Here is a 25,512-nt window from a genome sequence, read left to right on the forward strand (position 1 = left end):
ACAGCCACAACCGCCACCCACAACCACCCCGGCCCGCTGCCAGGTTCCGTGGCGGGCTTGGCCTCCGCCCCCCGGTTCCATTGTCTCAGCGGGGTGTGACAGTTGTGGGCGTGTGGGGTGTGGAAAACCTCAAATGGTTGTGTGGTCGGCCTCATGTCGGGGCGCTCGTGGGGGCTTGGCGTCGTTCTTGTGATCTTGGGAATGCGGCGGGTTGCTCGGTGGTGGGTTGCGGTTGGGCTTGGGGTTGTGGGGGTGGCCCTGGGGGTTGTGGTGTTGGGGGAAGGGAGTGTGCAGCAAGCGGTTCCGGCTTCGGGGAGTGGGGAGCGGTCCAGTGCGGAGCGGGCGTTGGTCCACTTGGGACGGATTGCGGGCGAGCCTCGGCCGTTGGGCAGTGCGGCTGGTGATCGGGCGCGGGATTATGCAGTCTAGGAGTTGAGGAAGCTCGGGTTCGGGGTTGAGGTGCAGGAGGCGGTGGGGCGCGGACTGCGCGTTGGGGGTCTCGGCGGTGCCGGGGCAAGGGCTGTGGGCGGTCCTGGTGTGGGTTCGGCCGGGGTACGACGCCATGGGTGGGCTCCTTCATCGGCCCATGGCGTACCAGGCGGCGGTTGTGGCGTTGGCGGCGTCGGCGGTGCTCGGCTGGTACGTGTTGCAGCGGCGGGTGTGGGGCGCACAAGTACCGGTGGCCGGAGCGTTGGTGGCACTGGCGGTGCTGGGCGTGGTGTGTGCGGCGGTGGCGCCCGGGCGTGGACCGGTGGGGGTGTCCGTGCGGGGTGCGCGGGCGAACACGTGGCCCGGTGAAATCCGGTTCCGCGACCTGCCCGAGGAAGGGGTTGAGATCACCTTGCGCACGCCCGGTGCGTCGAGCGTGCGCGTGACGGCGATCGACGAGACGCACGGGCTGCCCGAGGCCGCCACCCCGCGTCCCGCCGGCGTCGTGGCCTCGACCCGCGAGGACGGGGACCTGGTCGCGGTCGCCCGCACCTACCAGGGCTGATCGCGGAAGTGGCGCACGGCCAGGTCGCGGAAGCGCTGAGCGGCCCGGGACAGGTAGGCGTCCGTGCGCCACACCAGGCTCAACCTGCGGCGGCAGTCGGGAGCGTCCACGTGCAACCACGCGAAGGGGGTGCGGTCGGCCAGCTGCCGGGCCATGGCGGGGACCAGGCCGATGCCCAACCCGGCGCTGATCAGGTCAGCGGTCGCGGCCGGCTCGTCGCCCTCGCACACGATGACCGGCTCGACGCCCGCCGCCGCGAACAGCCGGTCGGCCAGGGCGCGCTGCCAGTGGCCGGGACGGGTGGTGACGAACGGTTCGCCCGCCAGCTCCGCCACCGCCACCCGGGAGCGCCCGGCCAGCGGGTGGTCCAGCGGGACGACCAGCAGCACCTCCTCGTCCAGCAGTTCCACCGACTCCAGCGGCAGGCCGGTCAACGGCTGCGACGCCAGGCAGAAGTCCACCTCGCGCCGCCGCAGCTGGTCCACCATCCGGCCCGCGGTCGACTGGTACAGCCGGACGTCCGCCTCCGGGTGCGCGGACCGGAACTCCAGCAGCAGGTTCCGCAGGGTCAACGCGGTCTCCGCGGCCACGGACACCGCCCCGCGCTCCAGCCCGGCGGCGTCGGCCAGTTCGCGGCGGCCCTCGTCCAGCTCCGCCAGCGCCCGGTCGACCCGGGCCAGGAACGCCGCGCCGAACCGGTTGAGCGCGATCCCGCGGCCCTGCCGGTCGAACAGCCGCACGCCCAGCTCCTCCTCCAACCGCGCGATGGTCCGGCTCACCGACGGCTGGGCGACGCGCAGTTCCTCGGCGGCCCGGCTGATGTGCTCGTGCCGGGCCACGACCTGGAAGTAGCGCAGCGGTAGCAATTCCATAGCTCTCCAGGCATGAGTTCATGGCGAAAGCGGTCTTGGACAGCATAAGCCGAGCTCCCTAGCCTCGCTGCGAGGGAGGAGTTCTGATGGACGCAGTGCTGTTGGCACGGCTCCAGTTCGCGGGCACCACGACCGTCCACTGGCTGTTCGTGGTGCTCGCGCTGGGCCTGGTGCCGCTGGTCGCGGTCATGCACACCCGGGCCGCGCTCGCGCGGGACCCCGACGTGCGGGCGCGGTGGGAGCGGGCGACCCGGTTCTGGGGCCGGCTCTACGTGGTCAACTACGCGCTGGGCATCGTCACCGGCCTGGTGATGGAGTTCCAACTCGGCCTGCAGTGGAGCGGGCTGAGCAAGTACGCGGGCAACGTGTTCGGCGCGCCGCTCGCCCTGGAGACGCTGATCGCGTTCTTCGCCGAGTCCACGTTCCTCGGCATGTGGATCTTCGGCTGGGACCGCCTCGGCCGGCGCGTCCACGCGGCACTGCTGTGGCTGGTCACGCTCACCGCCTACGCCTCGGCGTACTGGATCATGGTCGCCAACGGCTTCCTCCAGCACCCCGTGGGCCACGAGGTCCGCGACGGGGTCGCCTACCTCACCGACTTCGGCGCGATGCTGGTCAACCCGAGCGCCCTGCTGGCGCTGGGGCACATCACGGCGGGCTCGCTGCTGGCCGGCGGGCTGTTCGTGGCCGGCATCAGCGCCTACCACCTGGCCCGGGGGCGGGCGGAGTTCCAGTGGACGCTGCGGATGGGGGTCGCGGTGGCGGGCGCGTCGACCGTCCCCGCCTACGCGCTCGGCGGCGTGCAGTACCCGCTGCTGGAGCGCACGCAGCCGACGAAGATGGCGGTCCTGGGCAGCGGGAACTGGGCGGACGTCGGGCACACCGTGATGCTGTACGTGGCGTACGTGGTGTTCCTGGTCGCGCTCGTAGCCGTGGTCCTGGTGCACCGCAAGGGTTTGCTGCGGTGGCGGGTGCTCTCGGTGCCGTTGTTCGGGCTGCTGGTCGGGGAGTTCGTCGGCGGGCTGTTGTTCGGGGAGGCGGGACCGTATCGGGTGCCGATCGCCGTGGTGTGCGCGGTGCTCGTGGGTGTGCTGCTGTGGAAACCGCCTGCGTACCAACGCTTTCTGGCCCCGGTCCTGGTCGCGGTGATCCCGCTGCCGTTCGTCGCGTCGGTTGGCGGGTGGCTGTTCCGCGAGGGCGGGCGGCAGCCGTGGCTGGTGTACGGCGAGTTGACCGTGGCGGACGCCGTGTCGCCGGTCAGCGCGACGGCGACGGCGGTGTCGCTGGTGGTGTTCATGAGCTTGTTCGTGGCACTGGCCGTGGCGGACTGGGTGCTGATCGCCCGGTTCGCGCGGCGGGTGCACTGAGAGGGGGCGGTGGTGACGACCGCGTGGTTGGTGCTGCTGGGTTTCCTGCTGGCCGGGTACTTCGTGCTCGGTGGCTACGACTACGGCGTGCAGGTGCTGCTGCCGGTGGTCGGGCGGGACGAGGCCGGGCGGCGGGCCGTGCTGGCGGCTTTGGGGCCGTGGTTCTTCGGCAACGAGGTGTGGCTGGTCGCGTTCGCCGGCGTGCTGTTCGGCGCTTTTCCCGTGTTGGAAGGGACTTTGCTGTCCGGGCTGCACCCGTTGATGGTGTTGTTGCTGGTGGGGCTGGTGCTGGGCAAGGCGGCCGTGCAGTTGCGCTCCCGGGCTTGGGCGCGGTTGTGGGACGTCCTGGTGGTCGTCGGCGGTGTGGTGCCGGCGGTGGCGTGGGGGCTGGTGGTCGGGGTGTTGCTGAACGGGGTGCCGCGCGGCGCTTCCGGGGCGTTCGGCGTGACGTGGTCGATGGTGCTCGACCCGTTCGTGGTGGCGTGCGGGCTGACGTCGTTGGCGCTGTTCACCGCGCACGGGGCGGTGCTGCTGTCGCGGCGGCTGGTGGACGGGGCGCGGGCGAGGGCGTTGGTGCGGCCGTTGATCGGGGTTGTGGTGGTGGGGTTGGCCGTGTGCTTGGTGCTCGGCTGGGATGCCGTTGGTGTGGTGAACCCGGGTGCCGCGCTGGTGGTCGTGGGCGGGGTCTTGGTGGTGTTGGGCATCGGCTACTGGAGGAGGAGTTTCCTGGCGACGGCGTGTGCGGCGGCCTCGCTGGTTGTGTTGCTTGGTGTGGCGCAGTACCCGTATGTGTTGGTGTCTACTTTGGACAACTCGATGACGGCGGCGAAGGGGGCGGCGGACCCGGCCACGCTCGCGGTCCTGTCGTGGTTCGGGGTCCTGGTGGTGCCGTTGGTGGTGGCGCACCAGTGGTGGAGTCGGTGGGCGTTCCGGGGTCGGGTGGACCAGCGCACCCCGACGTACTTCTGATGAAGGCGGTCGAGCGGCGGCTGCTGCGTGAGTTCCCCGCGGTGCGCCGGCATCTCGTGGTCGCGACCGCGCTGGCCGGGGTGGGTGCGGCGGTGGTCGTCGCGCAGGCGGTGTTGCTGGCGGACGTGCTGACCGCGGGCGCTTCCGTGGTGCCGCTGGTCGGGGTGTTCGTGGCGCGGGCCGCGTTGGTGCGGGGGCAGGAGGTGCTGGCCGAACGGGTCGCGGCGGCGGTGCGCGGCGCGCTGACCTCGCGGCTGCTGGCCCACACCCAGGCCCTCGGGCCGGTGGTGCTGGGCCGGCAGCGGCACGGCGAGGTCGCCACCCTGGTCACGCGCGGCCTCGACGGCCTCGACCGGTACGTCACCGGCTACCTGCCGCGCTTCGCCGCGGCGGCCGTCGTGCCAATCGCGGTCCTGGTCGCGCTGGTTCTCACCGATCCGGCGTCGGCGCTGGTCGTGCTGGTCACCGTACCGCTGGTGCCGATCTTCGGGGTGCTGGTCGGCACCCACACCCGGCGGCGCACCGCGCGGCAGTGGCGGTTGCTGTCCCGGCTCGGCGGGCACTTCCTCGACGTCGTCACCGGTCTGCCGACGCTGCGGGCGTTCGGGCGGGACCGGTCCGAGGCGGACGTGGTGCGGCGCATGGCCGACCGGCACCGCCGGGCGACCACGCGGACGCTGCGGGTGGCGTTCCTGTCCTCGCTGGTGCTCGAACTGGTCACCGCGCTGTCCGTGGCGGTCGTGGCGGTGCCGCTGGGGTTGCGGCTGCTCACCGGGTCGGTCGGGCTGGACGTCGCGCTGGTGGTGCTCTTCCTCGCGCCCGAGGCGTACCTGCCGCTGCGGGCGGCCGGGGCGGCGTTCCACGACGGCGCCGAGGGCGTCGCGGTGGCGGAACAGGCGTTCGCGCTGCTCGACCTGCCGGTTCGGTCCCGCGGGACGGCGTCGCCGCGCGGGGCGGGGTTGGCGCTGGACGGGGTGACCGTGCGCTACCCGGACCGGGAGGACACCGCGCTCAGCGGGTTCTCGCTGGCGGTCCGGCCCGGCGAACGGGTGGCGCTGGTTGGGCCGAGCGGGGCCGGGAAGTCGACGGTTCTGGCTCTGCTGCTGGGTTTTGCCGCACCGGAGTCCGGGCGGGTGCTGGTGGGTGATGTCGACCTGGCGGACGTGGACCTCGACCGGTGGCGGGCGGACGTGGCGTGGGTGCCGCAACACCCGCACCTGTTCGCCGTGTCGGTCGCGGACAACATCCGGTTGGGCCGGCCGGGTGCCTCCGACGCCGAGGTGCGGGCCGCCGCACGGGCCGCCGCCGTCGAGGAGTTCGTGCTGGACCTGCCCGAGGGTTACGAGACCGTGCTGGGCGAGCGCGGCGCGGGCCTGTCGGAGGGGCAGCGGCGGCGGATCGCGCTGGCCCGGGCGTTCCTGCGGGACGCGCCCGTGCTGCTGCTCGACGAACCCACCGCCCACCTCGACCCGGCGAGCGAGGCGGCGGTGGTGGCGGCGTCGGCGCGGCTGATGGCCGGGCGCACGGTGCTCGTCGTCGCCCACCGGCCCGCCGTGCTGGAGCACGTCGACCGGCTGGTTCCAGTGCCCGCATGAGGAGGAACGGGTGTTGAGGTCGCTGGTCCCGCACTGGCGGGGCCTGGTGGTCGCGGTGTGCGCGGCGGTGCTGGCGGAGCTGTCGGCGGTGGCGTTGACGGGGACGGCGGCGTGGCTCATCGCCCGGGCCGCGCAACAGCCGCCGTTGGCCGCCATCGCGTTGGCGATCGTCGTGGTGCGGGCGTTGTCGCTGGGGCGGGGCGTGCTGCGGTACGTGGACCGGCTGCTGGGCCATGACGCCGTGCTGGCGGCCGTGGCCGACCTGCGCACCACGACCTACCAGGCCCTTCGTCCGCTCGCCCCCGCGCGCGGCGGCTCGGTGCACAGCGGTGAGGCGCTCACTGGGGTCGTCGCGGACGTGGACGCCTTGCAGGACTTGGTTCTGCGGTGCCTCACGCCGGCCGCGGTGGCTGCTGCGGTGGGCGTGACCGCGAGTGCGGTGGCGGCGTTGATCGTGCCTGCGGCCGGTGTCGTCCTGGCCTGCGGGATGCTTTGCGCCGCAGTGCTCTCGGTCCTGTTCGCCGGAGATGATCGACGCCGGGAGGCGGACCTGTCGGCGGCCACCGTGGACCTGGTCCGGGGCGCGGCGGACCTCGCCGCGTTCGGCGCCAGTGCCCGGTTCGTCTTTCGTGGTCTCGGGCGTCGGCGACCGGGGTGGGCGACGGCGGCGATCGTGCTGACCCAAGGCCTGACCGCGACCATGATGACTCGGCTCGACACCGGGTCGGCCGTCCTGACCACGGTCTTGACGGTCTTGGCGCTGGCCGTGTTCGACGTGGTCCTCCCGCTGCCCGCAGCCGCCCGCACGTTCACCCGCGCCCGCGAGGCGGCCTCCCGGCTCGCCCGCCCGCACCACACCCCGCCGCCGGTCGACGAACCCGAAAACCCCGTGCCGGCACCGAGTTCACCGGTCACCGTCGAACTGGCGGGGCTGCGCGTCCCGGGCGTCCTGGACGACGTGACCCTGACGCTCGAACCCGGCCGGAAGGTCGCCGTCGTCGGCCCCAGCGGCTCCGGCAAGTCCACTTTGCTCGCCGTCCTGATGCGGTTCGTGGAGTACGAGGGGCAAGCCCGGTTGAACGGCCACGAGCTGCGTGCTCACGACAGCGATGACGTCCGGCGCGTGATCACCGGTCTCACCCAGGACGCGCACGTCTTCCACGCCAGCGTCCGCGCCAACCTCACCCTGGCCAAACCCGACGCCACCGACGACGAACTCCGTGCCGTGGCGGCGAAAACCCGCCTGCTGGACTGGATCGAGTCGCTCCCGCGCGGCTGGGACACCGTGGTCGGCGAGGGCATGTCCGGAGGTCAACGCCGCCGCCTCCTGCTCGCCCGCGCCCTCCTGGCCGACCCGCCCGTGCTGCTGCTCGACGAACCCACCGAAGGCCTCGACGCGGAGACCGCCGACGCGATCCTGCGCGACGTCCTGGCCGACGACCGCACGTGCGTGCTGGTCACCCACCGCCCGGCCGGGCTGGCCGCCGTGGACGAGGTGCTGGCTCTCGACCGGGGTCGGCTCGTCGCTCAGGCGGAGGTCCGCAGCGACGCGAGTGCCGCCGTGTAGCGGGCGAGGGAGTCGATCAGGGCCTTGGCGGTGGCGTTCATGACCTCGTCCGGGACGAGGCGGCCTTCGTCGTCCACGCGCTGGCGCAGCGGGATCGCGACCGTCTCGGCGACCGGGACCATGCCCAGCGCCCGGACCACCGGGGTCAGCATCTGGGTGGCGCGCAGACCCGCCGAACTCATGCCGTAGCCGACCAGGCCCGCCGCCTTGTGCCGCCACTCGCGGGAGAGGTAGTCCAGCGCGTTCTTGAGGGTGGCGGGGAAGCCGTGGTTGTACTCGGGGGTGATGAAGGCGAAGGCGTCCATCGAGTCGACGAGCGCGCTCCACCGCCGTGTGTGCTCGTGCGCGTAGACGCCGGACGACGGGTGCTCGGGCTCGTCCAGCAGCGGCAGGCCCACCTCGGCGAGGTCGACCGGGACCACCTCGAACTCGTCCGCGGCGAGCGCGCCGAACCACTCCCCGACCCGGGGGCCGATCCGTCCGGGGCGGGTGCTGGCGACGACGACGGCGAGACGCGGTTTGTTTGACATGTCATCAAGGTAGGCAAGATCTGATGACATGTCAACAATCTCTGTTAGCCTGGGCGCCGTGGACGAACCGAAGTGGCTCACCGCGCGGGAAGACCGGGCGTGGCGCGGTTACCGCCGCATGCGCACCCTGCTGGACCTGGCCCTGGCCCGGGACCTGACCGAGCGGACGGGCCTGTCGGAACCGGACTACGACGTGCTGTCGACGCTGTCCGAGGCCGCCGGCGGCCGGCTGCGCCTGCGCGACCTGGCCGCCCACCTCCTGTGGTCCCCCAGCCGGTTGTCCCACCACGTGACCCGGATGCAGGCCCGCGGCCTGGTGCGCCGCGAGGACGTCGCCGACGACGGTCGGGGCTCGGAGGTCGTGCTCACCGACGAGGGCTGGACCGCGATCCGCTCCGCCGCGCCGCACCACGTGGCGTCGGTCCGGGAGCACCTGGTCGACCTGCTGACCGACGAGGAGGTCGACGTCCTGGCCACCCTCTCCCGCCGCGTCGTCGACCACCTGACGGCGAGCGGCGCGGCCACTTCGCCACCCCGTTAGTTGCGGACCGCGTAGGAGCCCAGAGCCGGCTCCAGAGCGCCGAACGCGGTGTCGACGTGGTCGGCGAGGGCGGCGGCGATCTCGTCGTTCGGCTCGCCCGCGACGGTCCGGCGCAGGGTCTCGTCGAACAGCAACCGGTGCACGCTGCCCAGCAGCGCGGCGGCCACGCGGGGGTGGAGGTCGTCCGGGCGGGCGGCGGTCTCCTCGGTCAACGCCTCGGCCAGGGCCGTCTCGCGGTCGTCGTGGAACTCGCGGAGCCGGGACACCAGGGCCGGGCTGTCCGCGATCATCCGGGCGAACTCCGGGCCGGAGAAGCCGATCACCGGGTCGCGGCGGGCGACCGCGTCCGCGTAGGCGCGGTGCAGGGCGGTCAGGGCCGACTCGCCGGGGGTCCGTTCGCGGACGGTCCGGGCGAGCATGTCGACGAACACCCCGCCCAGGTCGAGCGCCAGGTCCTCCTTGCGTGGGAAGTAGTTGGTGACGGTCATCTTCGCGACCTGGGCGGCCTCGGCCACGTCGGCGATCGTGACCTTGTCGAACCCGCGCTCCAGGAACAGGCGGGTGGCCTGGTTGGAGATGTTCTCCCTGGTCTGCTGCTTCTTGCGGGCGCGCAGGCCCGGCGGCGGGGTGGTCATACCGGGAGTATACATAGGTCGGTCACAAAATTCTTCTTGACATATACTTGGGTCCGACCTAATTTGTGTTCGCAGGCACACCGACCGGAAGGAGCCGCGTGAGGGACTTCCTCGACCGGATCGGCCGCACTCCGCTGTTGACCGCGGAGCAGGAGGTCGCGCTCGGCGAACGCATCGAGGCGGGCGTCCTGGCGCGGGAACGGCTCGACCGCGCCGAAGGGCTCACCGCCGCCGAGCGGGCGGACCTGGAACGGCTGGTCGAGGACGGGCGCAGGGCCAAGGACCACATGGTCCGGGCGAACCTGCGGCTGGTGGTGTCGATCGCCAAGCGGTACGCCACGGGCGAAGGCATGCCGCTGGCGGATCTGGTGCAGGAGGGGACGATCGGCATGATGCACGCTGTGGACAAATTCGACCACCGGCGCGGCCTGAAGTTCTCCACGTACGCGACGTGGTGGATCAAGCAGGCCGTCGGCCGCGCCCACGCGGACCAAAGTCGCACCATCCGCCTGCCCTCGCACATGGCGGACGTGCTGTACCGGGTCACCAAGGCCCGGCGGGCGCTGGCCGGCAGCGGGCGGCAGCCCACGCCGGAGGAGCTGGCCGCCGAGGCGGACGTGACCGTGGAGAAGGTCGTGCTGGTGGGCACCCGTACTTGCGTCCTCGCCGACCTCATCGCGTGACCTGCTGTGTTCGACATCGCGTGACCTGCTGTGTTCGACATCGCGTGACCTGCTGTGTTCGACGTGGCTTGACCGACGACGGGGAGCGCCCTGCATGACTCACCTGACGATCGAAGAGCACGCCGTGCCCGGTGGCGGTCCCCACGCCATCACCACCGGGCCCGACGGTGCGCTGTGGTACACGTTAGTCCAAAGTGGACAGATCGGCCGCCTGGAACCCGGTGGTGCGCCGGTTGGTTTTGCCCTCGACCCGGACTGCGGACCAACCCTGATCACCGCCGGTCCGGACGGCGGCTTGTGGTTCACCGAGTACCGGGCGCACCGCATCGGGCGCATCTCGGTGGCGGGGGAGGTGACGGAGTTCCCGCTGGCGGAGTGCGGGCCGTTCGGGATCGCGGCGGGTCCGGACGGCGCTTTGTGGTTCACCGAGACGACCGCGGACCGGATCGGGCGGATCTCGGTGGGCGGGGAGGTGACGGAGTTCGGGCTGCCGGTGTCCGGCGGGCTGCCGTCGGCGATCGTGGCCGGACCGGACGGGGCGCTGTGGTTCACCCTCAACCAGGCGGACGCGATCGGCCGGATCACGGTGGACGGCGAGGTCACGGTGCACACCCTGCCGACGGATGGCGCGGGGCCGGTGGGGTTGGCGGCGGGGCCGGACGGGCGGCTGTGGTTCGTGGAGATCACGGCCGGTCGGGTCGGTCGGATCGATGTGGACGGGGTGGTGGAGGAGTTTCCGCTGCCGGATCCGCTGGGCAGACCGCACGGGATCACGGCTGGTCCGGACGGGGCGCTGTGGTTCACGGAGTGGGGTGGGAACAGGGTGGGCCGACTGTCGCCGGACGGGACGGTCGAACTCCACGACCTGCCCACGCCGCGCTCCGAGCCGCACGGCATCACTTTGGGCCCCGACGGCGCCCTGTGGGTAGCTCTGGAAATCGGGGCCCTGGCCCGCCTCTCCTTGACCCCTTAGCCACTTTCCGGGTGGCGGCTCCCGCCCAGCCGCCACCCTTTCCATCGCCACCCTCGCCGCCGCCATCTGCCTGCCGTGCGCCCGCCTACCCTGCCCGCCGCCGCAGCCCGCGCCTACCGCCTCGCCCGCCTACCCTGCCCGCCGCCGCAGCCCGCGCCTACCGCCTCGCCCGCCCCCGCCGCGAAGCCGCCCCTCCGCCCCCCCCTGCCGGCCCGCCGTCCTGCGGCTGCTCGGCCTGCTCCAACCCCGCCCGACACAACCCCACACGGCGGCGACAAGGTTCCCGCAAGGCGGTGGCGGCAGGGTTCGACGCGTTGGACGCAACACCAACTGCAAGGGGGAAACGTGCAGGTCACCGTGTTGAACAAACTGGCCAAGCTGGCCGTCGCACCGGTCGTGGCCGGAGCCCTGTTGTTCGGGTCGCTGGGGGTCGCGGCCGCCGACGACGTCGACCAGACCGGGTTGGTCGAGATCGCCGACCAAGCCGCCGACCAGGGTGTCGAGGACACCCCGGACGAGAGCGTCGAGGCGGCCGCCGCCGGCTACGGCAAGCCCATCACCCGCGCCGAAGTCCTCAAGCGGGCGAAGTACTGGTGGGACAAGAAGGTGCCCTACAACCAGAAGGGCTCGTACCGGGACATCAACGGCGGCAAGAAGTACCGGACCGACTGCTCCGGCTTCATCTCCATGGCCTGGAAGCTCACCAGCAGCCGCACCACCTACACCCTGCCCGAGGTCTCCAAGCCGGTCGCCTGGTCCGCCCTCAAGCCCGGTGACATCGTCCTGAGCAACGGCCACGTCAAGCTGTTCGAGAAGTGGGCCAACGCCGACAAGACGGTCATGTGGATCTACGAGCAGGGCAGCACCAAGACCGACATGGACCACGAGAAGGTCTCCGTGTCGACCCTCAAGTCCGGTGGCTACCAGCCCCGGGCCTACAAGAAGATCAAGTGATCCAAGGGCCGAGCCGGTCAGCGGATGACCGGCTCGGCCCTGTTCTGTTAAAAAAGTCGTCCATTCGAGCGGTGCTCGGCCTTGTCGGTTGCCGCTGCCTCCGCCCCGTCGCTATCCCTGGAAACCGGGGGAGCCAGGGGAGGGGCTGTGGCGGAATTCCGCCTGTTCGGGGAGGTCGCGTTCACCGTCGGGGGGCGACGGGTGGACATCGGGCCGCCGCGGCGGCAGTGCGTGCTCGCGGTGCTGTTGGTGGACGTCAACCGGTTGGTGCCGGTCGACGCCCTGGTCGAGCGCGTCTGGTTCGACCGCGCACCGCGCAAGGCCAACGACGTCCTCTACAGCTACGTCTCGCGGCTGAGACAGGTCCTCGCCGCCGACCCGGACATCGGGATCACGCGCCGCTCCGGCGGGTACGTGATCGAGACCGACCCGCTGTCGATCGACCTGCACCGCTTCCGCCGGCTCGTCGCCGAGCAGGCGTTCGACGACGCCCTGGACCTCTGGCGAGGCACCCCGCTGGACCGCCTCGACACGCCCTGGGCCGACTCCGTCCGGGACGCCCTCGCGGTCGAACGGCTCGCGGCCGTGGTCGAGCGCAACGAGCTGCGGCTGGCCCGCAACCTGCCCACGCCCGACCTGCCCGCGCTCGCCGCCGAACACCCGCTGGACGAGCGCATCGCCCGCCAGCACATGCAGGCCCTCTACCGGGCGGGCCGCCAGGCCGACGCGCTGGACCACTACGAACGCGTCCGCCGCCGGCTGGCCGACGAACTCGGCGCCGACCCGAGCCCGCCGCTGCGCCGCGTTCATGAGGAGATCCTCCGCGGCACCGCCGACACGCCCCGCCCGGCCGGCCGCAACGACCTGCCCGCCGACGCCGCCGACTTCACCGGCCGCGAGCACGAGGTCAAGAGCCTGCTCGCGGCCGTGGCGGACGGGAAGCGCACCGTCGTGGCGATCGACGGCATGGCCGGCGTGGGCAAGACGACCTTCGCCGTCCACGTCGCCCACCGCCTGCTCGACCGCTACCCGGACGCCCGCCTGTTCCTCGACCTGCACGCGCACACCGCCGGCCGCGGCCCCACCCCGACCGCTGCCGCGCTCGAAGCCCTGCTGCGGGCACTGGGCGTGCCCAAGCAGGAGGTGCCCGAGGGCGTGGACGAGCGGTCCGCGCTGCTGCGGGCGACCCTCGCCGGGCACCGGGTCCTCCTGGTGCTGGACAACGCCGAGAGCGCCGCCCAGGTCCGCCCGCTGCTGCCCGGCGCGCCCGGCTCGCTCGCGCTGGTCACCAGCCGAAGACGCCTGGTCGACCTGCCCGCGTGGACGACCTCCCTGGACGTCCTGCCGTTCCCGGACGCGGCGGCGCTGTTCACCGGTGTCGTCGGCGACGGCCGGCCCGACCGGCAGCCGGACGCGGCCGCCGAGGTGGTGCGGCTGTGCGAGAACCTGCCGCTGGCCATCAGACTGGCCGCCGCCCGGCTGCGCAGCCGTCCACAGTGGACGGTCGAGCACCTGGCGGGCCGGCTGAAGGACAACCGGCGGTTGAAGGAGCTGTCCGCGGGGGACGTCGGGGTCGCGTCCGCCTTCGAACTCTCCTACGCCGCCCTGCCCGCCGACCGGCAACGCCTGTTCCGCCTGCTGGGCCTGCACCCCGGCGCGGACCTCGACGTCGAAGCCGCCGCCGCGCTCGCCGACGCCGACCCGGACGACGTCGAGCCGCTGCTGGAGGACCTGGTGGACGTCCACCTGCTCCAGGAACCCGTGCCCGGCCGATACCGCTTCCACGACCTGCTGCGCGACCACGCCCGCAAGACCGCCGCGGACGCCGAACCCGACCTCGCCGCACCGGTCGTCCGCCTGGTGGACCACTACCTGGCCACCGCCACCGCGGCCGACCTCGCCCTGTCGCCCAAGTTCCGCCAACGGGCGGCGCCGTCGAAAAAGCACTTCGCCACCCGTGACGACGCCCTCCGCCGGCTCACCGCCGAACACGCCAACCTGATCGCCGTGGTCGAGTGGTGCGCGGCCGACGAGCCCGAGCGGTGCTGGCGGCTCGCCGCGGTCCTGTTCCGCTACCTGCACACCCGCGGCTACACCGCCGACCTGCGGCACCTCCACGAGATCGCGCTGGCGGCGGCCGACCGCGACGGCGACCCGGACGGAAGGGCCGTCGTGCGCACGAACCTCGGGCTGGCCCTGTACCGGCAGGGCGACTTCACCGCCGCGCACGCCCACCTCCGCGGGGCCGTCGACCTCGACCGCCCCGCCTGCCGCAACCAGGCGCTGGCGGCGCTGGGCAACGCGGCCAAGAAGCTGGGCCGCTTCGAGGAGGCCCTGGCGTGCTTCCACCGCGACCTGGAGCTGTGCCGGGCGGCGGGCAACCGGCACGGTGAGGCGGTCGCGCTGGGCAACCTCGGCGCGTTCCACATCGACATCGCCCGGTACGACGAGGGCGTGTCCTACCTGGTCCGGACGCTGGACGCGTTCCGCGAGGCGGGCGACCGCGTCGGCGAGACGGTCACCCTGGGCAACCTCGGCCAGGTGCACCTGGAGACCGGCCGCGCCGACGAGGCCCTGGACCACCTGGGCCGGGCGCTGGCGCTGTGCCAGGCCCTCGGCGACCGGCACGGCGAGGCACGCACGCTGACCAGCCTGGGCGAGGCGCACGGCCGGTTGGGCCAGTCCGACGAGGCGCTCAAGCACCACCACAAGGCGCTGGAGCTGATCGGCGAGATCGGCAGCCACAGCCTGCGGACGGCGGCGTTCAACGGCCTGGGCACGACCCTGCGGCACTGCGGCCGGCCCGCCGAGGCGCTCACCCAGCACCGGGAGGCGCTGGCCATCGCGCGGCGGATCGGCGAGCCGTTGCAGGAGGCCAAGGCGCTGGACGGGATCGCCGCGTGCCAGTTCGAGGCGGGGCGGCACGTCGAGGCGGAGGCGTCCTGGCGCGCGGCCCTGGCGATCTTCACCGTGCTCCGCCACCACCCGCAGGTCGCCCGCGTCGAGGCCAGGCTGGCCGGGCTGGAGCCGATCTGAAGCCGGTGCGGGTGCTGCGCGCCACGGACCTGCACCGCAGGGTCTGACAGGAGGACGAGTGGCGAAGCGGACATGGCGACGAGCCCGGGGGCATCCAACCCCCGGGCTCGTCTTCCTACCTCACACCGAAACCGGCACTTCCTCCTCCGACGCCGCCGGTGCCGCCGTCCCCGCCGCAGGCACCCGGCGCAGCAGGGTCACCGCGAGCAGTGCGGCCCCCGCGACCAGCACCGCGGCGACCACCGAAGCGGCGTTCAGGCCGCTGGTGAACGCGGCCCGGGCGTCGTCCACGAACGAGCCGGTGGCCAGCGCGCCGGACAGCGAGTCGGCGGCCTCGGCGGGCGCGTGCCCCATCCCCGCCTGGTACACCGCCGTCCCGATGCTGCCCATCAGCGCGATGCCCAGCGACACGCCCAAATCGCTCGCCGTCGTGTTCACCGCCGACGCCGCGCCCGCCTTCTCCGGCGGAGCCGCGCCGATCACCATGCCGGTGGTCAGGGCCATGGTCGGCGCGATGCCCGGGTAGAGGACGTAGAACCCGGTGATCAGCACCGGAAGCCCGGCCGCGCTCTCCACCTGGGTCAGCACCACGTACCCCACCAGCGACAGCAGCGACCCGGCAGCCACCACGTACGCGGGCCGCACCTTGCGGGCCAGGACCGGCGACAGCGTCGACACCGCCACCAGCGCCAACGCCGCGGGCAGGATCCACAGCCCGGACTCCAGCGGCGACAACCCGGCCACCAGCTGGAGGTACTGCGTGAACAGCAGGTACACCCCGCCGAGCGCGATCGCGGACAGCAGGAACACCCCCAGCGCCCCGCTGAACGTCCGGTTCCCGAACAGCCGCACGTCCAGCAGCGGCACCTCCAAGCGCAACTGCCGGCGCACGAACCACACGCCGAACGCCAGACCCGCCACCGCCGTCAGCACGGCGGTCAGCGTCAACCCGGACTTGGAGAACTCCTTCACCCCGTACACCAGCGGCAACAGGGTCGCCATGGACAGCAGCACGGACAGCCCGTCCGGCAGCCCCGTCCCGGGCGCCTTGTAGTCCGGCACCAGCAGCGGCGCGGCGATCACGACCAGGGCCATCACCGGCACGCCGATCAGCAGGGCCGCACCCCACCAGAACGACTCCAGCAGCAGGCCGCCGACCAGCGGACCGACCGCCACGCCGACCGACACCGACGCCGCCCACGTGCCGATCGCGGTCGCCCGTTGCCTGGCATCCGCGAACATGGCGCTGATCAGCGACAACGTCGACGGCATCACGGCCGCCGCGCCGATGCCCATCAACGCCCGCGCCCCGATCAGGAGGCCGGCGTTGGGCGCGAACGCGGCGAGCACCGAGGCGACACCGAACAGGGCCGCGCCGAACAGCAGCACCTTGCGGCGGCCTATCCGGTCGCCCACGGTGCCCATGGCCACCAGCAGGCCGGCCATCATGAAGCCGTAGACGTCGTTGACCCACAGCAGCTCGTTGCCGCTGGGCCGCAGGTCGGCGGCGATCTGCGGGGTGGCCAGGAACAGCACGGTCATGGCCAGGAACAGCAGGGTCGTGGGGAGCAGGAGCACGAACAGGCCCAGCCATTCGCGGGGCCCGGCTTTGGCAGACATGTCTTCCTTCACAGGTGGTGGGTCAGGGCGGCGAGCACGCGCTCGGCGCACCGGGGATCGGCGTGGACGGCGACCTCGCGCACGACCACCGCGCGGACGGCGGCGAAGACGACGCGGAGTCCGGGCAGGGCGGGCGGGTCGGCGGTGTCGCAGGCGAACGCGACGGGCTTGCCGCGCCACGGGTCCGGGCACCAGCCGACGGTGCGGGCCAGGGTCGCCGGGAACCGGCGGGGCACCACGACGACGAACCCGGCGGCCACGGTCAGCCACGGCTCCAGGTCGTGCACCGCTGGCGGGGCGATCTCGCCGGCGACCTCGCAGGCGTCCACGAGGTGCAGCAGCGACAGGTCGAGCAGGTCGACCTCCAGGTCACCCCGGCGGCGGGCGGCCTCGGCCAGCCACCGCGCGACGGCCAGGTCGGGTTCGCCCTCGACGATGATCGCCAGGTGCGGCAGCTCGTCCACCGGTCGGCTCCTCTCTCATGGGACCCACCGTGGCGTTGTGCCCTCCAGACGCCGTCCAGATCGACTTCGGACGCCCTTCGGGTAGGTTCTGGCCGTGCGTTTCGGGGTGCTCGGTCCGTTGGCGGTGTGGACGTCCGACGCCCGTCCGGTCCGCATCCCCGAGCTGAAGGTCCGCGCCCTGCTGGCCGAACTGGTGCTGGAGGCGGGGCGGGTGGTGCCCGCGGACCGGCTCGTCGACCACCTGTGGGGCGAGCGGCTGCCGGCCAACCCGGCGGGCGCGTTGCAGACCCGGGTGTCCCAGCTGCGCGGCGCGCTGGACAACGCCGAGCCCGGGTCACGCGCGCTGGTCGTGTCCCGCCCGCCCGGCTACCTGCTGGACGTGCCGCCCGACGACGTGGACGTGCGGCGGTTCGAGGCGCTGGTCGCGCAGGCGTCGGCGGTCGGGTCCGCGCGGGACCGGGTCGCGCTGCTGGGTGACGCGCTGGCGCTGTGGCGGGGCCCGGCGCTGGCCGACTTCGCCGACGAGGAGTTCGCCCGGGTCGCCGCCGCGCGGCTGGCGGAGCTGTGGCTGACGGCGGTTGAGCAGCGCGCCGAGGCCCGGCTGGAGCTGGGCGAGCAGGGCGTGCTCGCGGACGAGTTGGGCGACCTGGTCGAGCGGCACCCGCTGCGGGAACGCCTGCGCGCCGCCCACCTGCGCGCGCTGTACCGGGCGGGGCGGCAGAGCGAGGCGCTGGCCGGGTACCGGGACTTCCGGGCGCGGCTGGCCGACGAGCTGGGCGTGGAGCCGGGGCCGGAGCTGGCCGCGCTGCACCAGGCGATCCTGGCCCAGGACCCGGCGCTGGGCGGCGCGCGTCCGGTGTCCGCGTCGAACCTGCCGCACGTGCTGGGTGAGCTGGTCGGCCGGGCGGACGCGGTCGGCGAGGTGCGGGCGCGCCCGGACCGGCTGGTGACGCTCACCGGTCCCGGCGGGGTGGGCAAGACCCGGCTGGCGCTGGCGGCGGCGTGGCGCGCGGTGGAGGACTTCCCGGACGGCGTGTGGCTGGTGGAACTGGGCGGTCTGGCCGCCGGGGCGGACGTCGAGGCGGTGGCGGAGCTGGTCGCGGCCGTCGTCGGGGTGCGGGACGAGACGTCGTCCGGGCTGATCGCGCACCTGGCGGACGCGCTGCGGGGCAAGCGGATGATGCTCGTGCTGGACAACTGCGAGCACGTCACCCCGGCCGTTGCCGACCTGGTGGGCGTGCTCCTGCGCACCGCGCCCGGCGTGCGGGTCCTCGCGACCAGCCAACGGCCCCTGGGTGTCGCGGGTGAGGTGCTGTACCCGGTGCCGCCGCTGGCCGAGCCGAGCGCCGTCGAGCTGTTCGTGTCCCGCGCCGCCGCGCGCAGCCCCGGTTTCACGCTCACCCACGAGAACGCCGACGCGATCGCCGCCATCTGCCGCCGGCTGGACGGCGTGCCCCTCGCCCTGGAACTCGCGGCCACCCGCGTGCGCGCCCTGGGCGTGCACGAACTGCTGGCACGGCTGGACGACCGGTTCCGCCTCCTGTCCGCCGGCCACGCCGACGCACCGGCCCGGCAGCGGACCCTGCGCGCGGTCATCGACTGGAGCTGGGACCTGCTCACCGAGCCCGAACGCGCGGTCCTGCGCAGGCTCTCCGTGCACGCCGACGGTTGGACGCTCGACGCCGCCGAAGCGGTGTGCGGCGACGACCTGGACGTGCTGGGCCTGTTGGCCCGCCTGGTGGACCGCTCGCTGGTCGCGGTGTCCACAGTGGACGGTTATCGGTACCGGCTGCTGGAGTCCGTGGCCGACTACAGCGCCGCGAAGCTGGACGAGTCGGGCGAGCGCGCCGAGGTCGAACGCCGGCACCGCGAGCACTACACGTCCCTGGCGCTGCGCGCCGACCCGCGCCTGCGCGGCCCCGAGCAACGGGAGTGGCTGCGCCGGCTGGACGTCGAGTCCGCGAACCTCCGCGCCGCCGTCGAGAGCGCCGTACGCGAGGGCACCGCACTGCCGTTGGTCAATGCCCTGGCCTGGTACTGGGTGTTGCGCGGCCGACTGGGCGAGGGCTGCCGCGCCCTCACCGCCGCCCTGGCCGCCGGCGGCTCCGAGGACGACGCCGCCACCGCCCGCATCTGGCTGACCGCCTTCCGGCTGCGCATGGGCGAGTCCCAAGACCTGAGCGTGATCGAGGCTCCCCGCCCCCAAGACCCGGACGCCTCGGCGGCACGGGCCAGGGCCGAGGTCTTCCTCGCGATCGCCGGCGTGGGCATCGGCGCGGTCCGCACCGGCGAGGACCAACTCGAGTCGACCCTCGCCGTCTTCCAGGGCCTGGGCGACCAGTGGGGCATCGCCACGTCCCTCATCGTCCGCTCACGGCACGCACTCCTGCGCAGCGACCTGGAAACCCTCACCGCCGCCGGCACCCGCGCGATGGACCTCTTCACCGCGCTGGGCGACCGCTGGGGCCGCCTGCACGCCACCTACGCGCTCGGCTGGCGCGCCGAGATCGCCGGCGACTACGACCAGGCCGCCCACGTCCACCGCTCGGGCCTGCGGATGGCCGAGGACCTGGGCCTGTGGACCGACGTCTCGGACAAGCTCGGCGCCCTGGGCCGCATCGCCCTGCTCATCGGCGACCTCGACCGCGCCGACGACCTGCACGAACGAGCGCGCAAGGTGGCGGCCGAACAGGGGTATCCCATCGGCGAGGAGTTCGCGGAACTCGGCTTGGCCCTGAGCGCCCGCAGACGAGGCCGTTTCGATGAGGCCGAGGCCATCCTCCGCAAGTGGCTGGCCTGGGACCGGTCACTGGGCTCGGACATCGCCCAGTCCATGATCCTCGCCGAACTCGGCTTCACCGCGGAACAACGAGGGGATGCCGAGGCGGCCCGCGGGCTGCACATGGAAGGCCTGGCCGCCGCGGAACGTGCCGCCGATCCCCGTGCGGTGGCACTGGCCTACGAAGGGCTGGCGGGCGTCGCGGAACCCGCCGAAGCGGCCAGGTTGCTGGGACGAGCAGCCGCTCTGCGGGAGTCGGTGGGCGCACCGTTGCCGGAGGGCGAGCGGGGCGACGTCACGCGCATCGCCGACCGGGTCCGCGAGGCCATCGGCGCGGAGGCATTCGACGCGGAATTCGCCGCCGGCCAGGGCTAGTCAGCCGCCCGGACGGCTCTCCTGCCCGGACGGCTCAGCTGCCCGGTCGGCTCTCCTGCGGCGGCTCCGAGTCCGGGAACGGGTCCGGTGTGGCCTTCCGCAGGTCCTCGGCCGTCAGCTTGGCGTCGTCGATGAGCTTTTGGCTGTCGGCCAGCTGCTGGTCCTCTTCCGGTGTCCGCACCGGGGGCACGTCCTTCTCCATGCCGGCAGGGTTGCCCGCTGTCACGTGGGCAAACTCTCACCGGTCGCCAGTGCTCGCCTGCCGCACCATGATCCGCATGGACGCTGCAACGGAGCACGCCTGGCGCCAACTCGGCGGAAACCCCGACCTGGCCGCCGCCATCTCGTACGAGCACGTCGACGGGGTCCTGCCCGCCCGCTTGCCCGTCCGGGAACTGGCCCGAGCAACGGTCGGCGTGTGTTCCCTGGCCGCCGCCGAACTGCTCGCCCAGCGCACCGGGAAAGCCCGGCCCAGGGTCCGCTTGCACGAAGGCGCGGTGGCGACGGCTTTCGTGAGCGAGCGGCACATCCGGATGGACGGCCGGGAGCCGACCGTCTTCGCGCCCCTGTCGCGGTTCTGGCGGACGGCTGACGGGTGGGTCCGGACGCACGCCAACTACCCGCACCACCGGGAACGGCTCCTGCGCGCCTTGGACGTCCCCGACGGCCCGGACGTCGTCGAGCGGGTCGAGGCGGAGATGCCTCGGCGTTCAGCTCTTGACGTGCAGGAGACGGTGTACGCCGCCGGCGGCTTGGCCGTCGCGGTGACCGATCAACCCCTGGCCGCACTGCCGCTGGTGGAAACCCGGGACACCGGGACCTCCGGCCGGAAGCTCGCCGAGGCGGACCTGCCCGTCGAAGGGGTCCGGGTGCTGGACCTGACCCGGGTCATCGCCGGACCGGTGGCCACCCGGACGTTGGGCCTCCTCGGCGCGGACGTGCTGCGGATCGACGCGCCGGGACTGCCCGAGGACGACCTGTGGGACACGGGTTTCGGCAAGAGGTCCGCCCTGGTGGACCTCCCGCTCGACAACGACCTGCTCGACCACGCGGACGTCGTGGTGACCGGGTACCGCCCGGGTGCCCTCGACCGCTTCGGGTTGAGCGCCGACGCCCTCCTCGCCCGCCGGCCCGGCCTGGTGGTGGCCCAGTTGAACGCGTGGGGCTGGACCGGGCCGTGGGCGGATCGGCGCGGGTTCGACAGCCTGGTGCAGGCGGGCAGCGGGATCGCGGCGGCCGAGTCGGACGGGGACCGGCCCGGGGTGCTGCCCGCGCAGGCGCTGGACCACGGCACCGGCTACCTGCTCGCCGGCGCCGTGCTGCGGGCGCTGACCGACGGCGGTGGCCGGCACGTCCGGCTGTCCCTGGCGGGCACCGCCTCGTGGCTGCTGCACGACCTCGAACCGGCCGACGTCGGAGGGGTCACCCGCTACGCCGTCGAGGATTGGGTGGAGACGATCTCCTCGCCCTACGGTGAACTGCGTCACGTCCGGCCACCCGTGCACTACGACGGCTGCCCACGGACCTGGTCTGCACCACCCACCCGAAGGGGTGAGGCTCATCCGGAGTGGAACTCACAGTGACGAATGGTCCGAATTGAGACGGCCGAGATTGGGCTGAACGAGCGAACGTCTACGGCATCACGGTGACGGTCGGTGTGCGAGGCGGGCCTGGCGGTCGCAGCTCCTGCGCCTGTGTGCCGGTCTTGCGACCGTGCGGCGCCCCCCTGCTGCGACCGCCATCGCCAAGGGTTCACACCGCGAAAAATCCGACCTCCACAAGCCCCCTGGACGGATCTTTCCGGGTGGCGGCGTGCCTCCTGGCGACGTCTGGCCCGGCCTTTCGAAGTCCTCTCGGACTTCTCGCTGTTCCAGCGTCGCACCAGCCGCTTACAAGCCGCTGAACAAGCCGCGCCGCCGCCGTGGGGTGCGCGGACGGTCCGCACGGCCCGGCCGGGGCGGCGGTGCGGCGGCCCGCCCGGCGGGGTCGCAGGGCGCGGTCGGCGGGAATTCACCGATTATTTCTTGTGAATACGGGTAACGCGCGCCGGCCGGCGAGTGGAATATTCACCGAAAATCGGTCCGCATTGTCGTCCGGCGGCCTGTTCGAGTGCACTCCGTGGTCACCCGGCAGCGGTGTTCGGGAGTCCGCCACCCTTTCGGCCGTATTGCCCGGTAACCGTGCCGGCTACACTCCGACGCATACAGGGACCGGCCGTTGCGACCACCATGGGGGGCGCGGGTTGCGTGTGAACCATGGGCGTGGTCTTCCCGGGTGGGCAATTTCCACCGAGGCCGCGGTGCGATACGACGTCGTGGTCGTGGACGACGTCTTCGACCGCGCGAACACCGCGCTGGCCGACGTGTCCGCCGCCGCCTACCCCGCCACCAGCCGCCGGTTCGTCGTGGTCGACGCCAACGTCGACCGCCTGCACGGCGCGCGCATCCGGGCCTACTTGGAGCACTACGGCATCACCGACGAGCCGATGGTGCTGCCGGTGTCCGAGGAGCTGAAGACGATGGCCACCGTCGGGCTCGTCGCGGACGCGCTCGGCGCTTTCGGAATCGATCGCCACCAGCCGATCATCGCGATCGGCGGTGGCGTGCTGCTCGACGTGGTGGGCGTGGTCGCGGGCCTCTACCGGCGCGGCACCCCGTACATCCGCGTGCCCACCACGCTGGTCGGCCTGGTCGACGCCGGCGTGGGCGCGAAGACGGCCGTCAACCACGGCGACCACAAGAACCTCTTCGGCGCCTACCACCCGCCGCTGGCCGCGCTGCTGGACCGCACGCTGCTGGCCACCCTCGACGAGCGGCACCTCGTCAACGGGCTCGCGGAGGTGCTGAAGATCGCGCTGGTCCGCGACCGGGAACTGTTCGAGCTGATTGCACAACGCGGCGCCGACCTGGTCCGCGATCGGTTCCGCACCGGCGCCGCGGAGGTGCTCGACCGGGCGGTGGACGGAATGCTGTGCGAGTTGGCGGACAATCTGTGGGAGCACCGCCTGGACCGGCTCGTGGATTTCGGCCACTCGATCAGCCCGGTGCTGGAGATGAAAGCCCTCCCGGAATTGCTGCACGGCGAGGCGGTGGCCGTGGACATGGCATTGTTCACCGTCGTCGCGGCCCGCCGCGGGCTGCTCGAACCGGCGGACCGCGACCGAATACTGGACGTCCTGCGCGCCACCGGTCTACCCGTCTCGCATGAACTCCTCGGACCCGCCCTGTTGCGGGAAGGTCTCGCGGCGACGACCCGGCACCGGGGTGGCCGCCAGCGCCTGCCGCTGCCCACCGGCATCGGGTCCGCGGTGTTCTGCGACGACGTGACGGAAGGGGAGCTGGTCGTGGCCGCCAAGGAACTCGGGGAACTGCGGTGACCGGTGAGCTGGTCGTCGGCGACACGTCGGCGGCGTCGGCCGTGCAGGACGTGCACGGCGCGGCCGGGGCGTCGGAGTGGAAGTGCTTCACGCGGCGCACGTGGCTGCACGGCGACTGGGAGGCGGTGGAGTGGGCGCGCATCCCGCCGGGCGGGGTGAGCGGCGAGCACGTGCACAGCCGGACCGAGGAGGTCTACTTCATCCTCTCCGGGCGCGGCGAGATCCTGCTGGACGGCGTGGCCACCGAGGTCGGGCCCGGGGACGTCGTGCTGACCGGGCTGGGGACGAAGCACGGCCTGCGCGCGCTCGGCGACCAGGGCGTGACGTGGCTGGTGGTCGAGGTGTCGGGGCCGCGGACGGCGGCCGTGCTGCGCGGGGAGGCGTCGTGAACGCGGGCGTGTTCCACCTGGGTTCGCCGGGCGAGATCGACCCGCGGACGGTCCTGACCGGTCCGCTGAGCGCGATCCGGCGGGTCCGGCTGGCCGGCGGCGAGTCGGTCGAGTTGGCCGCGCACGGCGTGGAGTTCAGCTTCTTCGTGCTGGACGGCACCGGGACGGTCGTGACCACGGCGACCGAGGTGCCGTTGCGCGAGGGCGTGTCGGTGACCGCGCCGCTGGGGACGGTCGTGACCGTGTCGGCCGGGGCGGAGGGCCTGGAGTACTTCCTGGTGCAACTCGACGTGCCGGCCGGGGGCGGGTCGTGATCGTGACACCGCCGGCCGCGCCGTCCCGGACGGTCGGCGGCGGCGGGTCGGTGGCGTGGCGGTGCCTGGTGCGGCGCGGGATGCTGCACTCCGAGACCGAGTCGGTGGACGTCGTGCGGCTGCCGGCCGGGGCGGTGTTCGCGCCGCCGGGCACCGGGGGCGTCGAGTCGGCGTGGCTGGTACTGCGCGGTTCCGCGACGCTCGCCGGCGGTGCGCCGGTGCGGGCGGGTGACGTCGTGCTGGTGCCGGCCGGTGGCACGTGGCTGGAAGCCGGTGCCGAGGGCCTGGAGTTCCTGTGGGTCGCGGTGCTGCCCGCGGCCGTCTCGGGCGCACTGCCCCCGAGGTCACCGGTGGCCCCGAGATCGCCGGTAGCCCCTGGGGCGCCGGTGGCCCCGAGATCGCCGGTGGTCCCGTGAGCGCGCCCCAGCACACGCGCCGGCTGGTCGGCACCTGGCCGACCGGGACCATGCCGGCCGCGCTGATCACCGGGCGCAAGCGGGTCGAGGTGGGCACCGTGCCGATCCCCGAACGCCGACCCGGGCACGTCCTGGTCCGCACCCACTACGTCGGCCTGTGCGGCACGGACCTGGAACTGTTCCACGGCACCGCCTCCTACCTGCGCGAGGGCCGCGCCCGCCACCCGCACGTGTTCGGCCACGAGTGGTGGGGCGAGGTGGTCGCCGCGGACGGCGCGCCAGGCTTCGCGCCCGGTGACCCCGTCGTCGGCCACACCATGATCACCTGCGGCCGGTGCGCCCGGTGCCGGCGCGGCGCGCGGCAGCAGTGCGGGCGGATGACCGAGGTCGGCCTGTACGGGCAGCAGGGCGCGGCCGCGCAGTACGTCCGGATGCCCGCGCACGCCCTGACCGTCCTGCCCGAGTCCCTGGCGGTGCCGTGGGCGGTGTTCGTCGAGCCCGCGGTGACGGTGGTGGAGGGATTCCGGCGCGCCCAGGTCCGTCCGGACGACCGGGTCGCCGTCGTCGGCACCGGCACCATCGGGTTGCTGTCGGTGCAGCTCGCGTCCCGGTGGGCCGAGCACGTGATCGCGGTCGGCATCGACCCGGCGGGGCTGGCCCTGGCCGGGTGCCCCGCGCACCTGGTCCCCGACGCGCCGCCCGGCGAGCACTCCCTGGTGGTGGAGGCCTCCGGCGGGACGGGCGCGTTCGCCACGGCCCTGCGGCTGGTCGAGCGCGGTGGCCGGATCGCGCTGGTCGGGGTGTCGAACGAGCCCGAGGAGGGCTTGGTGCCGGGCGATGTCGCGTTGCGCGGGGTGACCGTGCTCGGCGTCCAGCACGGCATCGACCACTACGAGGAGACCGTGCGGATGTTCGCCGAGGGCGTCCTCGACGGTGCGCGCCTGGTCGCCGCGGTGGTGCCCGCGCGCACGCCGGAGCGGGCGTTCGAACTGCTGGAGCGCGGCCGGTCCGGACCGCCCAAGGTGATCATCGGAGCGGACTGGTGACGACCCTGGTGCGAACG

Annotated in this window: 23 protein-coding genes; 17 read left to right on the forward strand and 6 right to left on the reverse strand. The window is 73.1% G+C overall.

The annotated features are described in order from the left end of the window. Positions 1-586: 586 nt before the first annotated feature. Entirely contained in the window at positions 587-994 is a 408-nt protein-coding gene (locus tag RIN75_RS33795) for a hypothetical protein (protein WP_309116142.1), read from the forward strand. On the opposite strand, the gene RIN75_RS33800 is transcribed toward RIN75_RS33795, so the two are convergent. After that, positions 982-1,866, reverse strand: coding sequence for a LysR substrate-binding domain-containing protein (locus tag RIN75_RS33800; RefSeq protein ID WP_309116143.1), 885 nt, complete (start codon positions 1,864-1,866; stop codon positions 982-984). The two genes, RIN75_RS33795 and RIN75_RS33800, sit on opposite strands and share 13 nt — an antisense overlap. An 86-nt stretch (positions 1,867-1,952) precedes the next feature. On the opposite strand from RIN75_RS33800, the gene RIN75_RS33805 reads away from it, so the two are divergent. The 4 genes from RIN75_RS33805 to cydC are packed head-to-tail and all read left to right on the forward strand — an operon-like array spanning position 1,953 to position 7,364. Continuing rightward, positions 1,953-3,233, forward strand: a complete 1,281-nt coding sequence (locus RIN75_RS33805) for a cytochrome ubiquinol oxidase subunit I (RefSeq protein WP_309116144.1) — start codon at positions 1,953-1,955, stop codon at positions 3,231-3,233. A 12-nt stretch (positions 3,234-3,245) separates the two neighbouring features. Continuing rightward, a complete protein-coding gene (gene cydB, locus RIN75_RS33810) occupies positions 3,246-4,202 on the forward strand; it encodes a cytochrome d ubiquinol oxidase subunit II (RefSeq protein ID WP_309116145.1) in 957 nt (318 codons plus the stop codon). Further along, positions 4,202-5,797, forward strand: coding sequence for a thiol reductant ABC exporter subunit CydD (gene cydD, locus RIN75_RS33815; RefSeq protein ID WP_309116146.1), 1,596 nt, complete (start codon positions 4,202-4,204; stop codon positions 5,795-5,797). Before cydB ends, cydD begins: the two co-directional genes overlap by 1 nt. A gap of 10 nt (positions 5,798-5,807) precedes the next feature. Continuing rightward, positions 5,808-7,364, forward strand: coding sequence for a thiol reductant ABC exporter subunit CydC (cydC, locus tag RIN75_RS33820; RefSeq protein ID WP_309116147.1), 1,557 nt, complete (start codon positions 5,808-5,810; stop codon positions 7,362-7,364). Here the strand turns inward: cydC and RIN75_RS33825 are convergent. Then, a complete protein-coding gene (locus tag RIN75_RS33825) occupies positions 7,325-7,894 on the reverse strand; it encodes an NAD(P)H-dependent oxidoreductase (protein ID WP_309116148.1) in 570 nt (189 codons plus the stop codon). The genes cydC and RIN75_RS33825 overlap by 40 nt on opposite strands. 58 nt (positions 7,895-7,952) lie before the next feature. On the opposite strand from RIN75_RS33825, the gene RIN75_RS33830 reads away from it, so the two are divergent. Further along, complete coding sequence (locus RIN75_RS33830) at positions 7,953-8,435, forward strand: MarR family winged helix-turn-helix transcriptional regulator (protein WP_309116149.1); 483 nt, start codon at positions 7,953-7,955, stop codon at positions 8,433-8,435. On the opposite strand, the gene RIN75_RS33835 is transcribed toward RIN75_RS33830, so the two are convergent. Continuing rightward, positions 8,432-9,070 (reverse strand): TetR family transcriptional regulator, encoded by a 639-nt coding sequence (locus RIN75_RS33835; RefSeq protein WP_309116150.1) that lies wholly within the window; start codon positions 9,068-9,070, stop codon positions 8,432-8,434. The two genes, RIN75_RS33830 and RIN75_RS33835, sit on opposite strands and share 4 nt — an antisense overlap. 98 nt (positions 9,071-9,168) lie before the next feature. Between RIN75_RS33835 and RIN75_RS33840 the strand changes: the two genes are divergently transcribed. The 4 genes from RIN75_RS33840 (at position 9,169) to RIN75_RS33855 (ending at position 14,716) form a co-directional block, all read left to right on the forward strand. Then, positions 9,169-9,753 carry a sigma-70 family RNA polymerase sigma factor gene (locus tag RIN75_RS33840; protein ID WP_309116151.1) on the forward strand — a complete coding sequence of 195 codons (585 nt, stop codon included), beginning with the start codon at positions 9,169-9,171 and terminating at the stop codon, positions 9,751-9,753. A gap of 94 nt (positions 9,754-9,847) precedes the next feature. Next, entirely contained in the window at positions 9,848-10,726 is an 879-nt protein-coding gene (locus tag RIN75_RS33845; RefSeq protein WP_309116152.1) for an SMP-30/gluconolactonase/LRE family protein, read from the forward strand. A gap of 345 nt (positions 10,727-11,071) precedes the next feature. Then, positions 11,072-11,680 carry a hypothetical protein gene (locus RIN75_RS33850; protein ID WP_309116153.1) on the forward strand — a complete coding sequence of 203 codons (609 nt, stop codon included), beginning with the start codon at positions 11,072-11,074 and terminating at the stop codon, positions 11,678-11,680. A 147-nt stretch (positions 11,681-11,827) separates the two neighbouring features. Next, complete coding sequence (locus RIN75_RS33855; protein WP_309116154.1) at positions 11,828-14,716, forward strand: tetratricopeptide repeat protein; 2,889 nt, start codon at positions 11,828-11,830, stop codon at positions 14,714-14,716. 120 nt (positions 14,717-14,836) lie between these two features. On the opposite strand, the gene RIN75_RS33860 is transcribed toward RIN75_RS33855, so the two are convergent. Both RIN75_RS33860 and RIN75_RS33865 read right to left on the reverse strand, forming a co-directional pair. Continuing rightward, on the reverse strand, positions 14,837-16,336 hold the full coding sequence (locus tag RIN75_RS33860) for an MFS transporter (RefSeq protein WP_309116155.1): 1,500 nt from the start codon (positions 16,334-16,336) through the stop codon (positions 14,837-14,839). A gap of 8 nt (positions 16,337-16,344) precedes the next feature. Continuing rightward, positions 16,345-16,800 (reverse strand): NAD(P)H-dependent oxidoreductase, encoded by a 456-nt coding sequence (locus RIN75_RS33865; protein ID WP_309116156.1) that lies wholly within the window; start codon positions 16,798-16,800, stop codon positions 16,345-16,347. A gap of 94 nt (positions 16,801-16,894) precedes the next feature. Between RIN75_RS33865 and RIN75_RS33870 the strand changes: the two genes are divergently transcribed. Then, positions 16,895-19,954 (forward strand): BTAD domain-containing putative transcriptional regulator, encoded by a 3,060-nt coding sequence (locus RIN75_RS33870; protein WP_309116157.1) that lies wholly within the window; start codon positions 16,895-16,897, stop codon positions 19,952-19,954. 34 nt (positions 19,955-19,988) lie between these two features. Here the strand turns inward: RIN75_RS33870 and RIN75_RS33875 are convergent, their stop codons facing one another. Continuing rightward, the gene (locus tag RIN75_RS33875; RefSeq protein WP_309116158.1) at positions 19,989-20,156 is read right to left on the reverse strand and encodes a hypothetical protein; all 168 of its coding nucleotides are present in this window, start codon (positions 20,154-20,156) and stop codon (positions 19,989-19,991) included. 76 nt (positions 20,157-20,232) lie between these two features. On the opposite strand from RIN75_RS33875, the gene RIN75_RS33880 reads away from it, so the two are divergent. The 6 genes from RIN75_RS33880 to RIN75_RS33905 all read left to right on the forward strand — a co-directional run bounded on the left by RIN75_RS33880 (position 20,233) and on the right by RIN75_RS33905 (position 25,495). Further along, positions 20,233-21,537, forward strand: coding sequence for a CoA transferase (locus tag RIN75_RS33880; RefSeq protein ID WP_309116159.1), 1,305 nt, complete (start codon positions 20,233-20,235; stop codon positions 21,535-21,537). 716 nt (positions 21,538-22,253) lie between these two features. Beyond that, the gene (locus RIN75_RS33885; RefSeq protein WP_309116160.1) at positions 22,254-23,330 is read left to right on the forward strand and encodes a sedoheptulose 7-phosphate cyclase; all 1,077 of its coding nucleotides are present in this window, start codon (positions 22,254-22,256) and stop codon (positions 23,328-23,330) included. Next, complete coding sequence (locus RIN75_RS33890) at positions 23,327-23,719, forward strand: cupin domain-containing protein (protein ID WP_309116161.1); 393 nt, start codon at positions 23,327-23,329, stop codon at positions 23,717-23,719. Before RIN75_RS33885 ends, RIN75_RS33890 begins: the two co-directional genes overlap by 4 nt. Beyond that, the gene (locus tag RIN75_RS33895; RefSeq protein ID WP_309116162.1) at positions 23,716-24,033 is read left to right on the forward strand and encodes a hypothetical protein; all 318 of its coding nucleotides are present in this window, start codon (positions 23,716-23,718) and stop codon (positions 24,031-24,033) included. The genes RIN75_RS33890 and RIN75_RS33895 overlap by 4 nt, the downstream gene beginning before the upstream one ends. Next, positions 24,030-24,449, forward strand: coding sequence for a cupin domain-containing protein (locus tag RIN75_RS33900; RefSeq protein WP_309116163.1), 420 nt, complete (start codon positions 24,030-24,032; stop codon positions 24,447-24,449). Before RIN75_RS33895 ends, RIN75_RS33900 begins: the two co-directional genes overlap by 4 nt. After that, the gene (locus RIN75_RS33905) at positions 24,446-25,495 is read left to right on the forward strand and encodes an alcohol dehydrogenase catalytic domain-containing protein (RefSeq protein WP_309116164.1); all 1,050 of its coding nucleotides are present in this window, start codon (positions 24,446-24,448) and stop codon (positions 25,493-25,495) included. Before RIN75_RS33900 ends, RIN75_RS33905 begins: the two co-directional genes overlap by 4 nt. Positions 25,496-25,512: the final 17 nt, after the last annotated feature.

The sequence above is a fragment of the Saccharothrix sp. genome (assembly GCF_031180885.1).
GTDB lineage: Bacteria > Actinomycetota > Actinomycetes > Mycobacteriales > Pseudonocardiaceae > Actinosynnema.